The sequence below is a fragment of the Rhodovulum sp. BSW8 genome, assembly GCF_003314725.1.
GTDB classification, from domain to species: domain Bacteria; phylum Pseudomonadota; class Alphaproteobacteria; order Rhodobacterales; family Rhodobacteraceae; genus Rhodovulum; species Rhodovulum visakhapatnamense.
Genome location: NZ_QNVX01000017.1, coordinates 130,704 through 146,760, shown reverse-complemented (window position 1 = coordinate 146,760; position 16,057 = coordinate 130,704). Strand labels below are relative to the sequence as shown.

The window sequence follows — 16,057 nt, the reverse complement described above, 5'->3', positions numbered from 1 at the left end:
TCACCCACCGTCAGTCCGGGAGCTTGAATCATTCAGCCGTAGCGGTTTCAAGCAGATCAATGGGTCCTGAGCCTAGGGAAGCTCTCGAAAACAGGCATCTGCACATGGTCGCTGCCGCCTGCATAATGGGCAGAATTCCCGCCATGGCGAATGTCCGCCCCTGTTGCGGCAAAGAACGCGTCCGCCCGTTCGTTCCGCTCGGCGGGGTCAATGACGGGCTCGGGCTTCACATAGTAATGCTCGGGTAAGCCTTCGATCTGCTCGACATTGAACACGCTATAGCCCTTCATGAAGGGGATTTTCCGCTCTTCCTCGCTGCCGTCGTCCTGTTCCTCGGTCTTGGTGATGGTGTTGGCATAGACAACCAGATTGCCGCGCTCGCCCTTGCGGACATGCGCGCCCATCTCCTTGGCCTGTTTGTAGGTCATCCAGTAGGGGGAGAGATAGCCGCCTTCCAAGGCTGCGCCCCAGAGCATAAGAATGTTGATGCCGTTATAGGGAACCCCGTTATGCCGCAGGGGCTTGATGATGCGGCCATCCATGTTGCCCGCTGACCATGGCTTGAGCCACGTCAATTCGCCCTTTTCAAGGTCGGCCACAATCTTGTCGGTGACTTTCTGATAAACGTCTTGTTTCATTGGCTTTTTCCTTTCTTTGAAAGCCGGTTGCGCATGCAACCGGACTAGGCCCGCGCCAATGAGCGGGGGGATGGCCGTCAAGACCGTGCCCGGCGGAGGGGGATCACCCGTCCTGCACGACCGGAGATCATCGAAGGGAGGAAGGTCGGGGAGACCGCCGGGCACGCCCGCAGCCTATGCGAAGGGCTTGGTCTTGATGGCCTGGGGGTCGCAGACCCCATACAAATGCACTCGGCCTTCAGCCCGAACGGGCTGGCCGCATTCTTTTACGCAAGGGATGGAAGCCGAATGGCCGAGACCGCCATCGGCGGGCTCGGTTCACGACAGCCCGACCCAGAGGGTGCGCTGAGAAGATACTCAAGGTAAAGAATCACGCTCAAAGTCTGCCGGGAGAATCCAAATGTTGCGCAACCAGAAGGTACTGTGCCAATATATAGCGCTAATGACTAGCTGATGAATGAGAGGAACGTTGAGTAAAGAGCCTATCGCGATTGAACCCGTGCGTGCTTCACGGGCGGGACATACGTTCCATGAGCGCTGGGCAGCACGCAGGGCATTACAGCTCGTATTCCCAAAGGATGATCTGTTTGCCATAGCCGTCGAGGGTCTATCGACAAACGAAACTGCCGAGCTGGGCAAAGAAGCCGAGGATATTGCGGATCTTATCCTCTATTATGGCGAAGGCGACACGTTTCTTACGTGCGAGAAGCTCACGACACTCCAGTTCAAGTATAAGACGACCGAAGCTCCGGCGACTTCATCTTTTTTGAAGAAAACGATTCAAAAATTTGCCGCCAGCTTAATTGGCTATGAGAATAAATTCGGAAAAGACGAGGTCGAGGGGAAGATATCATTTTCTTTCGTTACAAATGGCGCGTTCTCCGATCAGCTGTGGGAAGCAATTCGTTGCCTGGCCGAAGGCACAAAGCCAAAAACAACCTCGGCTCAAGATCAATACTGCCACCTTAAGCAATGGTGCCGGGCAAAAGGTGTCGAGGCCGAGCGCCTATTTCCATTGGTTGAATTTCGCGCATCCACCAAAGACCTATCTGCACAAAACAGGAAGCTCCACAAGACACTAAGTAATTGGAGCGCCGGTGTAGATAGTCAGGCACGCATGCGTTTGCATGGCCTCGAGGAGCTGATCCGCGAGAAGGCAGGCATATCAGGTCAAAAAAACAATCTAGTGAAACGGGAAGATGTTCTGGACGCTCTGAGTTGCGAGCCGGAAGACCTATTCCCTGCAAATACCGAGTTTGTGGATGTCGGTGCGGTCGTCGAGCGGGAGGCGCTCGCTCATGCGGGAGATTTGATCGAGCAATCCACTTTGCCTGTCTTTATTTACGCGGAGGGGGGCGTCGGCAAGACGGTCTTTGTCCAAAGCCTTGCTGCACACCTGAACCAGAAGTTTGAGCCCGTTCTATTTGATTGTTTTGGAGGCGGTGCATACCGCGCAGAAGATCAATCGAGGCATCTGCCCAAGATTGGACTTCTGCAAATTGTAAACGAACTAGCATCGAGAGGTTTGTGTGATCCTCAGCTCCCTTCTGACGGTCAGCGTGATGCGCTAGTCCGCGCCGCCAGAAAACGGCTTGAGCAGGCCGCCTCCACGATCAAGGAACAATCCGCGAAACTAGGTATCTTGGTCATTATCGATGCTGCCGACAATGCGCAACTCGAAGCGGAAAACCGCAAAGAAGATGGGTTTCCGAGGTTGCTTCTGGCCAGCTTGAGCCGCGAACCAGTCGAAGGTGTCAAGCTCGTCCTCACCGCTCGCCCACACAGGATGGATTCCGTGATTGGCAAAAGCCAGGTGGAGCGCTTCGAGCTCGGAGCCTTCACCGAGGCCGAAACCCGCGCCTTTCTTGAGGACAGGCGCGACGGTCTCAGCCAGTTGGAGTTTTCAAAAGCGTTGGCCCGCTCCGACGGCAATGCCCGGGTACTCGAATATCTTGTGAAGAGCTGGGAAGAGAACATCTCGGAAACGGCTCCCAGGAAGAAGATCACGGTTGAAGAATTAATCCACCGACAGTGCGACAACATCTTTCGTTCTCTTCATCAGGCGGGGTGGGCTGATGAGGAGGTGAATCAGTTCTTTGCTGCGATCTCGCTCTTGCCGCCGCCTATTCCCTTGCCGGAGATGGCAACAGCACTCGGCTGGCCGGTGTCGAAAATTCGTAGCGCTGTCGCTGATCTCGCGCCGATGCTTGAGGTGGTGAAGCATGGGGCGATTTTTCGGGATGAGCCAACAGAGACGTTTATTCGGGAAGAATACGCCCACGAAACAAGGACCCAACAGGCGATTGCTGAAAGACTGTATACGTCTCAGAGCACGTCACTATATGCAGCGGAAGCGCTGCCTCACTTTCTTGTTGTTATCGGTGATAGCGACCGCGCCTATGCACTTTCGGTATCGAAAGAATATCCAGCAGACATCCACTCCGAGTATGGCCGACGCCGATTGAAACTCCTTCGCCTGCACGCGGCCTTTAGCCTTGCCGTTAGAAGCAAGGACAACGACCGAGTGCTACATCTCACCATGCAACTTGCGCAAGTTGCCGCGGCAAATGCCAAGGGAGACGAGTTCATTCGCCGCTCGCCTGGAGTGGCAGTTTGCCTTGGGGATCAAGATACGTCACGACGACTGTTTCAGGATCGGTCGGGCTGGCGCGGTGCACGGGATGGGAGACTAACCATCGCGTTTTCCTTCCTGGGGGAGGCAGAGGAAGCCGACATTCATCAGAGCCGAGCCGTTAGGTGGATCAACTGGCAATTTCAGAACGGACGCGAAGATGACTCCTTCAAGCGCGCAGGTCCAGATGTTTTCGACTTTTCTGCCGCAGTATTCCATAGCATTCTTGACGGTCATTTCGAGATTGCCGATCATAACCTAGAGAGTTGGAGTTTTTCCTTCGCCTTTGCTGTATGTAGTCAGGTTATTAAGCTGGCGACACAACTTGAAACGCTCAGAGGCATCAATGTTCTGGACGATCTTGCGAACTTTGCATCCAGCAAGAAGTGTCAATCAATCGCCCTGCCACTTTCACTGCTTGCGAGTTCGCACAAGCTTCTACCGGAACAACTACGCAGAATAGCACGCTCAGCGAGCGCAAAGGTGCGGGGTGCGGACATTGATATTTTCGAAGAGGGCTATGATCCCGAACACCGGCAACAGGCGGCGCTGGCAGAATCAGCCCTTTCAGCACTAATCCACAACTCAAGGCAATCAGCACTCAACATCGTCAGCGCTGCCAATGGCGAACGCCCTACAAGCTATGACTACGGTGAGCGTCACGGCCTCTTTCGGGCTTGGACGCCGATTCTGAGCGCATGCATAGGCGCGTGGGCAAAGGGTAGGCAACTTCAGTTTCACGATCTCCTGCCGCGCGATGTAGAGGTGACCCGTAAGGTTAAGTCCCTCACCAATCGTCAGGACCTGGTCGCGCATCTCGAAGGCCTTACAAGGTCGCGTGCAAAAGGAAGTCGAAAAGGACAGAAGACTGAAGTCCTGGAGCGTCGTTTCTCAAGGAATGAATGTGAAAATATCAGCAAGGGCATCGAACTCGTCATCTATCTTGCCGAGACATTTCAGAGTATTATCCTTTTGCGCCAAAGCCCGACCAAGAGCGATTTCCACGAGTTTCTGGAGCGTTGGCTTTCAAAACTCAGACTTGATCTCCATAGGCGCTTCGAAGAAGCACATGACCATTTGACAAGGAATGTTGGGCTTGCGTTCGCACAAATATTTCTGCAGCATGCGCCCAAAATTTCAGAGGAAGATGCGCGCACATTAGTTGACATTCTATCTGGCGGGCGGTTTCACATTGGTGAAAGACTAGAAACCCTTGCGCTAATGGCAAGACATCCAAATCTCCATGCAATTTCCGGTGAACTTGCGCGGAAGATATCAGAGGATATCAGCAAAGACGAGTATATCGGTCAACGCGGCGAACAATACTCGCGCCTTGCTGAAGCCGTTTTGCCCTTGGGCATTCCAGAAGCCACGGCGTATTTTCGGGAGGGATTGGCGCAACTCGATCAAATGGGCGGCGATGACTACGACATCATCTACTCCTTGTTGCGCTACGCAGCCGAGCAACATGGCGGCTGGATCGACCTAGCACTTGGCCACCGCCTGATGAACCTCTGTCAGACCATCTTTCACTACGATCCCGGCAAGTTTGGCTGGCTGCTCTTTGCGGAGGCTATCGCGCAATCGGTCGGCCATCAGGGCCTTTATAAACTGATAAGGTGGGCGGATCAGGACGTTGCGAAGTTCTCGTATGGTCTTCCCCAACTGGCTTGCCTACTTGCAAAGAAGGGGTTTCTTGATGCCCGGCGGGCAGCATTCATACTGTTATTGTGCGAGAACGAAGGCTGGCACGAATGGAAGGTGGGAGACGGTCTGCGCGACATCCTTGAAGTTGCCGAGCAACAGGACCGCCCTACGATTTTTCGGACTGTGTTCTCCAAACTGATCGCGGAGCACCCCTTCGGCGGCTCAGACTATCTTTGGGACAGCTTACGTGAAGCGCTGGAGAATTATCCTGGTATAGCCTCGCGGGAGGAAATGGACAGATTTGCCGCCTTGTCGAAAATGGCGCGAGATCGGACTAACGAAGAGATCAAGCGTAGCAATGGCAGTGAGTGTTCGCCGTCTTTTGCAAGAGGATCAAGAGACGAAGAAGAGCGCCAAGTAGAAGAAGCGCTCCAGGAACTCGTAAATAGTTGTGACATCGCCTATCCAGCGACAATCGACGCTGCAATTAAAATCATCCGTGAAGACAGGCGTTTCATTTTTAAAGCCAGTGAGCGGATCATTGAAATTTTGCGTGACAGGTGCCCATACGAAAAGCGCTGCGATTTCATCCTTATGCTTCCCGAGCTGGCTGAGCTTGATTTCGCGGACATCGTTATACTTTCAAGTGGGTGCATCAACCTTTGGTGCGATTCAACACTACATATAGCCGAAAATAGAAATTTCTTCATTCGGAATATATTCGATCTCAGAGGGGTTGAGCTCTTCGACCTCAGATATTCTGCTATTATTCGCGAAATTCGTCGGCTAGTTGACTTTTGTGGCGATGCAGATTTCATTCTGAACCTTGTTCTTGACACAGTGGCCAGGGAGAAAGTCGAGCTGAGTGGTGATGAATGGCTTCAACTCGCAACGAGCCTATGCCCAAGTGCGTCCAGCAAAGCTAACTTGGAGGCACTGCAGGACTTGCTTTCTGGCCCGGCAGCTCAAATTGGCGATGAGATCGGCGAAGGCCCTTTCAAACACGCGTTCACACCGGCAAATGACCAGCGCAAGATGATGGCCGAAATCACATGGCATCTTCTCGGTGATGCCGATGCGTTTGTGCGCTGGACCGCGGCAAGAGCAATCAAGGGATTGGCTGATCTGGGCCTCCATGAAGATATGATTGAGCTTTTCGATGGATACGACCGAACTGATGCAGAGGCTCTCAAGACAGATGGGCAGGATGCCTCGTTCCTAAACGCACGCCAATGGTTCTTGATGGGCTTGGCCCGAGCTTGTCTCTTTCATGGCGAAGCTCTTGCCTACCTTCGTGAACGGCTCGAAACGTTGGCTATTCGCGAGGATGTGCACGCAGTAAACAAGATTCATGTGTTTCGATGCCTTGAGCACATTTCCGGCACCTCCTTACTTTCTCCTCGATTGACAGAGTTGCGGAATGCACTCTACGAACCGCCCAAAGGATATGCCAAGCGCGGCTCGTTCCCCAGACCTGGAACACCGAAGGTTGACTTCGGTTTCGACTACGACTTCAGGAATCACGAGTGTTCAAGTCTTGCGCGGCTATTTGGTCTTTCCGAGGCGGAAGTCCTCGATGCGATCGCGGATGAAATTCAGAAGACATGGCCTGATGCAAAATGCATGGGGTGTTTCTCGGGGAAAAGTCAGTATCGGCACAGACACACGGACCGATATGAAAGCTTTCGGGAGAGTGTCGCAAAGCATGCGTTGATCGCTGCGGCATCATCCCTCTCCAACACCAAACCAGTCATTCGTAATTTTGATGATCCGTTTGACGAGAGGCCATGGCTAGAATGGCTGCGTGAGCACGATGTTTCTTTTGAGGATGGCGGATGGCTTTCGGACCGAAAGGATCGTGTTCCGGGCGAAGCCAAACAATACCTTACCGTGCGTGGCAAAAGCGTTGAGGCACTTGAATGCGAGGAGACGGTGCTCAAAAAGCTCGGACTGGCTGTTGCGTCCTCCGGTTCATGGATACCGCTACGCGCCTCCTGGAGATCAAGCGACGATGTTCATGTAAGAATAACTTCGGCTCTTGCCCAACCGAAAGGCATCGTTAGCCAGTGTCAAACATTTTCGAGACTTCCAGACCATGAAATCTGGCTGCCGTCATTTTCATCTACCGGAGAGGAAGATCATTTCGAGGAGCGTGGCGAATTCGAGCCACTGATCTGGGAGCCTGATCCCTATACAATTGGTATCGATGCGAGCGATGAAATCGCAACGAAGTACGCAATCAAACGCCCTGGCCTTGGAAAGAGGTTGAACGAGATATTGGGATTGAAGCCAGATAGTGGCCGCCGTTCTTGGTTCCAGAAAGACGGAAAGATCGTACTGAAAAGTCAGGTCTGGGGACAGTGGAGACCGGACCCCAGCGATCATCGTGGGTGGTTTCAGGATGAGGGACTGATTTTCTGGGCAGAACCGGATTGGCTCGATCAAGCGCTATCCACGTTAAATCGTCGGCTGGTTCTCCATGTCGATCTCCACAAGTACAAGTCAAACGCTAGATTCAGTGATGATCCTGGGCTCCGCGCCGTGTATATTGCCTTGTTGAACAAGGATGGCACGCTACGGACGTGGAAGGCCAGGCAGGCATCAAAAGCCATCTACTAGCAACCAGTCGCCGCTTTTGCGGAGGAATAGCGTTTGAGGACTGACAAGGTGGGGTTCAGGGGGTGCGATAGCCCCCTGATCGGGTTCAGCGTCGATACGCTGACGGCATCCAATCCGCGCAGGGTTGGTCGATGGGAAGGTTCCAAGGAAGGGCAGCTATGACATGCTCCCGTCCTTGGTCTCGATGAAATCGTCTCCATGAAATGGTCAGGGGTCTTGGGGGCAGGAACGCCGCCCAAGTCGATGGGTGCAGGGAGAGCGAAGTCTCCCTGCGAGGGATTGACCGGCGATACGGTCTGCTGGCTCTGGAATGGGTTCGATATCCTGGAAGAGCCATGGCCGGGGGGATGCAACGGGGGCGCGCAGCGGGCTCCCTTGCCAAGATGTGTGGTACTACCACACACATCTTGCGATTCACGATAACGGGGCCGGATTGGTACTACCATCTTCGCAGGGATTAAGCCCGATGTTAAAGGCTTGGTCGGCAACCTTACCCCAGCACTGGAATAATATTAACCCCAATGCCGTCGATTGTGAGCAGGAAGAATTCATACTCACTCAAATCCTGCGAGCTGCGAGAATTCACTCCATTAGGCCATCGCATAGGCATGGACGCAGCTTCATTATCCATGTAAGAATAGACACTTGCAGCAAGATTATCAAGCAACCACGCTGGGGGAGTTTATGAGTGACGCAGATTTATTTGAAGAGATAGCTCAACGCGCCGAGAAAGCCGGTATTGGCACCGAAATTCGGGAAACAAAGTACGTCGATGGTATAATAAAGACCCAATATATTCTTATGCCAGCAGGGGCAGAGCCAAGGCGTACTCCAATTTCGAGTCAAGACCAAGCGAAAGAAATTCTCGCGATTGAATTCGAGCGCTTCACATTCCTTGGTGACTATGATGCGATTGCTGATCTCAAACGGGGTGAGATAGAAGCAGCCCTTACGACGCGAGATGCGTTCGGTGGTATCTCAATGATCGAGCGGCGATTGGGTTTTTCTTCTGGGGTAGAAGGTACTCTTGAGGATGATGAGAACCAAGGATTATCTCTACAAGCAGAATCCTCCAGCGGGATTAAGCTTGAAATTTCAGCAGGCAGCGAGAGTCTTCGTGTCTTCTCCTCAAGGGCTGGCGGTCGGGCACCACTAAGCCTTAAGATATTTCTCAACGAGCCTCAGAGCTACAGTTCCGCGCTCAGCGCGCTTGAGGTAATTTCGAACTCGCTATTTTTTCAAATCGACCTAGAAAGAGATGTTACGCTTTCATTGCGCAAATCCTTTCGCAGGCGGCGGGGATTGCGACGGAAAGGGTTTAGCTCCAAGGAAGCTGCAGCTCTACAGTTTCCGTCTTTCGAGTATGACACTGCGCCGATCTCCCTCTATTGGCATGCGAAGAGCGCGCGTGGTATGCCACTACTTCAGTTCCTGGCATATTACCAAGTTGCCGAATACTACTTTCCAAACTTTGCGAAGCTGGAGGCCATTCGTGGAGTTCGCAAGATTTTGAAGCATCCAAACTTTAGGGTAGACAGAGAGTCTGATCTCACCAAATTGGTTTCAACCATCGCAGGGAGTGGCCGTGTTGGTGGCAGTGAGCGTGAGCAAATAAGGGCAACCGTATCCGAAGTCGTAACACTCGACGACGTATTGCGCTACTTTGAAGAGAATGCGGATGTGGCGGAAATTGTCAGTAAAAAACAGAAAGGTATAACCGATAAAACAATCAACCTAGGCCGCAAAGGTCACGATCATCGCCCTGATGTTGCAGAGCTCCTCTATGATATCCGGTGTAGAATTGTTCACACAAAAAATGATGTGGACAATATCCGCTCGGAAATGCTGTTGCCGTTTTCAAAAGCTGAAGAAGAGCTTTGGGCGTATGTAGACCTAATGCAGTTTGTTGCTCAGAATGCGTTAATTAGATCAAGCTCCGTAATGCGCTCATTCTAAATTTCAACTGCTGTGATTTTTCCTCTGTTGCCGCATTAATCATTGGAGATGTTGCGCTGCAAAATCGACTTTGCCATATCTGCGCGCCGATGACGCTCCCAAATTCGGCTGCTCCGTGACCGACCAAGAAGCCCGCCTGCGCCATGCCCTGGCTGCCGCTCTCGACCGCTATGACCAGCGGGTGGGCAGCCCGTTCCCGGCTGACGTGCGGCTGGAGATTGTCGAGAGTGACGCGTTCTTCGCGCAGGTCTCGATGGCGTCAGACGGCGTTGTTGTCGATGTCAGCACCGGCGTCGTGGATCGGATCGACGCGGTGTGGAACAGCACCCTTGAGATAACGGCGGGATTGCCCGAGGGCGACCAGATCGACCTGCTCGGGAATCCGTCCCACACCGCCGATATATCGCTCCGCTGGTTGATGCAGCACGAGCTCAATCACTATGCCAACGGCCACTTCTCCCTGACCGGCGGCGCGGTGTTGCTCGAAGCCGGTTCCGGCACGGCCTATGGCCTCGTCTCGCACGCAGCGCCCGTGAATGCGCCGCTGGCGGAATTGACCGGCGAAGAGCTGGCGCTTGCGCCGCTTTGTCTGGAACTCCAGACAGATCACGATTCAACCGAGATTGTTCTCGGGGCGTATTCATCTGAAAATTGGGTGCTCTTCCGCTATTACGCGACCTGCATCATGGTCGTGATCCTGATCATCGAACATGAAGAGCGATCCTGTGACGGTGAAAACCGGACGCATCCCTGGGCGGCAACACGGCTCTTCATGCTGCTCGGGCATCTGGTCGAGCTGCCCTATATCCCCGCGATCAAGCGCGCCCATCATGAAGGGCTGGAATCCATCCCGGCGGACTACTATCCGCCGGAAGCCGAAATCAAACGCTACCAGAGTGAGGTGGTCAGCCGCGTGCTTGGCCGCTCGCAGATATTCGCGGAAGTCATCGGCCTGCAAAATCTCTGGAATGATTTGGGCGGTTATGACGGGCTATTCGAAGATATCCGGCGGGCGATGATAGGCGATACCGACGATCACCGCGCCTTCAAGACGCGCGGCGCGCAGCAATGGGCAGAGCTCAAGCCGTTGAACAATCGCCTGTTGCAGATGATCCACCCCATCGGCTTACCGGAATAGCGCTCGCGCTATCGGACAAATTGGATGTTGATCCGGTGAATGGCGCATTGCGCTGCATCGAGCGCGGCCAGCATGGTGGCCAGCTCGCCGAGCTGTTCCGGCCGCAGCGCAAGGCCACGAAGCCCTGAAACCGTATCGTCAAGCGTGTCGATATCTTCGACGACGACAAAGACGAAGGAGTGCAGCCCGTCCGTGTCAGCCTCGACCAGGGCAAGCGGTGACCCATCGGCCTTTCGGGGAAGCTCATGGCGACTACGTCTGCACCGGGTAAAGGCGGTGGCGGGGTCTTCACTGAGCGAGAAGAGATGCCAGAGGCCGCGCACCTCCTGGAAGGCGAAGGCATGGCCTTCGATCTCCGAGGTCAGGACGAAGGCGAACTTTTCCCCGAGGCGAACGGGGCGCTCTTCAATCGGGTGCCTGCCCGCCGGGCGCACCAACCCCAGCGATGAAAACCGCAGCAAACTGAGTGCGTCATAACGGGTGCGCTCGTCGAGCAAGGCCAACCAGCCGCTACGGGCGGGACGTGTGAACAGCTCCGGCGCAATGCGAAGAGCAATGTCCAAGTGATTGGATTCAATCCAGTTATGGATCATGGCCGCGTTGCGGCGGCTGATCTTGCCACGGGAGAAATTGCCGCCGGTCGAAACCGGATCGACGATCTGGCCATTGAGTGCAGCGCGGTAAAACTCGGCGGGGGCAAGCCCCACGCTGTCCATGACGGCCTTTGCCACCCGATAGAGGCATGCCCGCTGGTCTTCGGTCGCCTTCTGCCAATCCACTGCGTCCATGCCGTTTTTATCAGTTTCTACGCGCCGATTATCAAGGCGCTACGCAGCGCCTGACCGGTACTACCGAAAGGGGGTAAAAACCCCTGGGAAGCGCGCTGACTGCGTTGCAGCGCAGCGTAACAAAATTTGCGAAACCATTGGAAACAATGGTATTCTGTAAATGTAGAGGAAAAAGAAGATGAGGTGGACAAACCTCGGAAAAATCACTGCGCACGCGATTGCGCAGACAGTATATATGTGCGCGGAGGCTGCTCATGCCTCGGGATGAAATCAAGACCGCCGCGCCGACGCTCATCGTCAACTGGGAGGCCTACGCGGACTTTCTGGACGGGAGCGACCTGTCTGAGTCCGAAAAGCGCGAGTTCATCGAAACCATGTGGTCGCTCGTGGTCGGCTTCGTTGACCTGGGCTTCGACGTGAAAAGCCCCGCCGCGACTTGTGGAAAAGAACAAGAACATCTCCCCGAAGACGGCGAAACCATGGTAGAATCTCTCGTCAGCGATTGGGATCGCGCGTCGAAACCCAAGGCCACAAACAAGAAGGGCATCACGCCTCCCCGGAGGACGCCGTGATGCAGGGTGGCCGCAAGTCTTTGGATGAAGGCCGATTGGTCTATGCCCGCATATCGCGCGAGCGGCGGGCATCGGAGAAGGATTCCGACGCGGGGACGAAGAAAAATGCGGGACAGCCTGCGGCAACGCCCCGCCAAAGACCAAGGAAGAAAGGGAACGATGGCAGTACGCGTTAAAGAAAACGAGGTGATGACGGCCACCATGGCCGTCATCTATGGCCGGGTATCGAGCAAGAAGCAGGTCACGCAGGGGCATGGCCTGCATTCGCAGGAAACCCGCTGCCGTGAGTATGCCGCCCATAAGGGCTATGAGGTGATCGCGGCGTTCAGCGACGACATGTCGGGCGGAAACTCTGCCCGCCCCGGCATGATGGACATGCTTGCCTTCCTCAAGAAGCAGAAGCTCAAGCCGACAATCGTCATCATCGACGATATCAGCCGCCTAGCGCGCGGCCTTCAGGCGCATCTGGAGCTCCGCACCTTGCTCGCCCAGGTCGGCGGCAAGCTGGAAAGCCCGTCTATCGAGTTCGGCGAGGATTCGGACTCGATCCTCGTCGAAAACCTGCTCGCCAGCGTGGCACAGCATCAGCGCCAGAAAAACGCCGAACAGACCGTCAACCGCATGCGGGCGCGTCTGCTGAACGGCTATTACTGCTTCCAGCCGCCGATTGGATATCGCTATGAACGCCGCAGCGGCGAAGGCAATGTCCTGGTGCGGGACGAACCGCATGCCTCGACGATTCAGGAAGCTCTCGAAGGCTTCGCGTCCGGACGCTTCGACTCTCAGGTCGAAGTGAAGCGGTTTCTGGAAAGTGTGCCCAGCTATCCGAAGGATTTGCCAGATGGCACGATTCGCAACCAGAGGATTACAGAACTTCTGACGCGGCCGATCTATGCGGCGTACTATGAAGTACCTGACTGGAAGGTCTCGCTGACCAAGGGGCGGCACGAGCCGCTTATCTCCTATGAGACGTATCTGAAGATTCAGGATCGGCTGGAGAAGGGGGCGAAAGCGCCCGCGCGCAAGGACATCAATGCGGACTTCCCGCTGCGGGGATTCATCCTCTGCGACGATTGCGGCAAGCCCCTTACAGCCTGCTGGTCGAAGAGCAAGACGGGCAAGAAGCATCCGTATTACCTTTGCCCGACCAAGGGCTGCGCGAGCTACAGGAAGTCGATCCGGCGTGACCAGCTCGAAGGGGACTTCGAGGCGTTGCTTCAGGATATCCAGCCGTCTGAGGGGCTCTTCGGCCTCGTGCGGGCAATGTTCAAGGATGCCTGGGGGCAGCGAACAGAACAGGCGCAAATGCGGGCGCATGACGCTCGCCTGCAAGTGACGAAGATCGACAAGCAGATCGACGGGCTGCTGGATCGCATCGTCGAGAGCGGCAACGACAAGGTAGTGAAGGCCTATGAAGCGCGCATCGCCAAGCTGGAGCGCGAGAAGATCAGGCTGGTCGAATCCATCGAAAACATGGGCAAGCCGAAGCATACCTTCGAGGAGTTGTTCGAACTCGCCCTGTCATTCCTCGCAAACCCTTGGAAAATATGGGTTTCCGGCGAACTGGCGGTCAAGAGAATGGTGCTCAGATTGGCTTTTTCTGAGCGTGTCGCGTACTGCCGCGACAAAGGACTTCGAACCCCAAAAATAGCCTTACCGTTCAAGGCTTTAGAGGCGTTTCAGTTGGAAAAAAGTGAGATGGCGCACCCGACAGGATTCGAACCTGTGACCTTCGCCTTCGGAGGGCGACACTCTATCCAGCTGAGCTACGGGTGCGTCGTCGGGTCTTTTAGCGTGGCCCCGCAGAGGACGCAATGACCGAAGCGCAGGTTGAAGGCACTCTTTTCGCCGGTTTTCGGGGACGTCCTTCCGGCCCGGCCTGGGGAGGCGGGCGCGGGACGCCGGACCAGACGGTGACCCGGCGCTTTCGCGCCATCCGACAGGGCAGGGGAGCGCACAGCCGCGGCGTGGCGTCCCGGACCGGAGAGCTAGACCATCAGACCGCGCGAGCGCAGCACCTCGGCGACGGTCAGGGTCGTGAATTCCGTCTTCGTCCAGATCGCGACGACATTGGCCGCCTTGGCCTTGGCGCGCATGAAGGGCGAGGGCCAGTCGCTGACCATGACCACGGGGATTCGGCTCCAGCTGCGATGGGCGGACAGTTCGAGTGCGAAATTCGCACCTTTCCCGTCCGGAAGGGAATTGTCGAGGAAGATGATCGAGATCGGCTCCTTGTCGAGGCAGCGCCGTGCCTCGGCGAGGGTGGCGGCAAAGCGCACCTGAAGCGACTTGCCATAGGCGGCAAGCTTCCGCTCCATGATCATCCGGTCGAAAGCTGTGTCCTCGACGACGAGGCAAACGGGTTCAGACTGAGTCATCCGGCTGGTCCCCTCTGCCGCTGGTCCCGATGAGGGTGCATATTCTGATTTCGTGAGCATCCCGGGTTCGTGAAATGGAGTGACACCGCCCGACCCCCGCATGGAGACTGACGTTGGGGAAAGCATACCCGAAAATGCCGCAGCGTCGCAGGAGCAAATCAAGAAAATCCGACCGATCGTCGCAAGATCCGACAGGCCTTTGAAATGCGGGTCCTTCACGCGTTTCGCCCGACGGGCTTCGTGCCCGGTCGCAGCCGGTGCAAACGGGCAGGCGCCCCGGTCCGGGTGGCGGCCTTTCGGCCCGGGCGCGGGGCGGCCTGCACCCGCCGATCGAGCTGAGGCGAATTGTCCCAATGGCGTAGACAAACGCACATGCCGTCCCCAGACTGAACCGGCAATGACCGTTCCCATGGAAAGAGCCACGCCCGTGACCAAGACCGATGCAGCCCCCCGGAGCCCCGCCCGCCGCTCCGCGATCAAGACGCTCGCCGCCGCCGCTGCCGGCACCGCGAGCCTGCCGCTCTGGGCGCGCTATGCCGGGGCCGAAAGCGCCGCGCCGATCCGGATCGGGTTCCAGATGCATGCGACCGGCATCGGCGCTGCCTATGGCCGCTGGTACGACCGCACCACCCGGGCCGCGCTGCGGCTGATCAACGAGGCGGGCGGCATCAACGGTCGGCCGGTCGAGCTGGTCACCGAGGATGACGGCACCGATCCCAAGCGCGGCGCCGAGGTGGTCGAGAAATTCGCCAGCCTGCACCGCTGCGATGTCGGCTATGGCACGCTTTTCAGCCATGTGGTGATGGGTTCGGCGCCCCGTGCGGGCGAGCTGAAGCTGCCCTATTTCGTGGTCTCCGAAGGCCATCACGTGGCCTCGGGCGCGCTCAACCGCTGGACGCTGCAGCCCGGCATCACCGATGTCAAAAGCCAGGTGCTGGCGATGGCGCCCTTCGTGCGCGAAAACCTCGGGCGCAAGGTCACGATGATCTTCCCCGACTACGCCTTCGGCCACGACCATCGCGACTTCTTCAGCCAGGCGATCGAGGCCCAGGGCGGCGAGGTGGTGGCCAAGCTGGCGATCCCGCCCACCGAAACCTCCTTCACCAAGTATTTCGCCAAGATCCCGCGCGAGACCGAGGTGATCTACCACGTCATGGTCGGCCCCTCGGTCCTGACCTTCGTCAAGGAGATGGGCGAATTCTTCGGCCCCTCGCGGCCCGAGATCTTCGGCTTCATCGACAGCCTCGAGTCGGTCGATCTGCAAAGCCCGGGGCTCGACTTCCTGGAAGGCACCTATTTCTGGGAGGGCATGCCCCGCTACGTCCAGCCCGACCAGACCGAGTTCGACCGCCATTACCGCGCGGCCATCGGCATCGACGAGAACGGCGCGCTGGCCGCCGATCCGGCCGATGTCTCGGCCTATGCCCACATGTTCGGCTGCTGGGAGACGCTTTACGTCATCAAGGCCGGGATGGAGGCCTGCGGCTATCGCGGCCCCGACGACCGCGCGGCGCTGGTCGAGGCGGTCGAGGCGATGACCGAGATGCCGCTGTCGAACGACCATCCGCAGGGCGCCAAGCTCTTCAACGGGCGGACGCACCAGGTCTTCGGGCCGCAATACATCTCGAAGGTCGAGAACGGGCGGCTGACCGTGCTGGAAGAGACCCCGATCGAGGCCGGGTTCTATCC

The 16,057-nt window shown here is 56.3% G+C and carries 8 protein-coding genes, 1 tRNA gene and 1 pseudogene; 6 read left to right on the top strand and 4 right to left on the bottom strand.

Annotation, left to right across the window (positions count from 1 at the left end):
* Positions 1–56: 56 nt before the first annotated feature.
* On the bottom strand, positions 57–638 hold the full coding sequence (locus DSD19_RS11250; RefSeq protein ID WP_243627893.1) for an ArdC family protein: 582 nt from the start codon (positions 636–638) through the stop codon (positions 57–59).
* A gap of 469 nt (positions 639–1,107) precedes the next feature.
* Between DSD19_RS11250 and DSD19_RS11245 the strand changes: the two genes are divergently transcribed.
* The 3 genes from DSD19_RS11245 (at position 1,108) to DSD19_RS11240 (ending at position 10,630) form a co-directional block, all read left to right on the top strand.
* Positions 1,108–7,536 (top strand): NACHT domain-containing protein, encoded by a 6,429-nt coding sequence (locus tag DSD19_RS11245; protein WP_165828113.1) that lies wholly within the window; start codon positions 1,108–1,110, stop codon positions 7,534–7,536.
* 645 nt (positions 7,537–8,181) lie between these two features.
* A complete protein-coding gene (locus tag DSD19_RS21435) occupies positions 8,182–9,492 on the top strand; it encodes a hypothetical protein (RefSeq protein ID WP_133260405.1) in 1,311 nt (436 codons plus the stop codon).
* A gap of 115 nt (positions 9,493–9,607) precedes the next feature.
* Positions 9,608–10,630: a hypothetical protein gene (locus DSD19_RS11240; protein ID WP_133260404.1), complete on the top strand. Its 1,023-nt coding sequence runs from the start codon at positions 9,608–9,610 to the stop codon at positions 10,628–10,630.
* 8 nt (positions 10,631–10,638) lie between these two features.
* On the opposite strand, the gene DSD19_RS11235 is transcribed toward DSD19_RS11240, so the two are convergent.
* A complete protein-coding gene (locus DSD19_RS11235; protein ID WP_113669642.1) occupies positions 10,639–11,418 on the bottom strand; it encodes a hypothetical protein in 780 nt (259 codons plus the stop codon).
* Positions 11,419–11,672: 254 nt separating this feature from the next.
* On the opposite strand from DSD19_RS11235, the gene DSD19_RS11230 reads away from it, so the two are divergent.
* The gene (locus DSD19_RS11230) at positions 11,673–11,990 is read left to right on the top strand and encodes a hypothetical protein (RefSeq protein WP_113669641.1); all 318 of its coding nucleotides are present in this window, start codon (positions 11,673–11,675) and stop codon (positions 11,988–11,990) included.
* Positions 11,991–12,014: 24 nt separating this feature from the next.
* A pseudogene (locus tag DSD19_RS22760) lies at positions 12,015–13,148 on the top strand (recombinase family protein); the annotation flags it as partial.
* A gap of 541 nt (positions 13,149–13,689) precedes the next feature.
* On the opposite strand, the gene DSD19_RS11220 reads toward DSD19_RS22760, so the two are convergent.
* Both DSD19_RS11220 and DSD19_RS11215 read right to left on the bottom strand, forming a co-directional pair.
* Positions 13,690–13,766 (bottom strand) — tRNA-Arg (locus tag DSD19_RS11220).
* Between the two features lie 212 nt (positions 13,767–13,978).
* On the bottom strand, positions 13,979–14,368 hold the full coding sequence (locus DSD19_RS11215) for a response regulator (RefSeq protein WP_075786337.1): 390 nt from the start codon (positions 14,366–14,368) through the stop codon (positions 13,979–13,981).
* A 427-nt stretch (positions 14,369–14,795) separates the two neighbouring features.
* On the opposite strand from DSD19_RS11215, the gene DSD19_RS11210 reads away from it, so the two are divergent.
* Positions 14,796–16,057: ABC transporter substrate-binding protein (locus DSD19_RS11210; RefSeq protein WP_371412581.1), on the top strand; the 1,262-nt coding region annotated here is incomplete at its 3' end.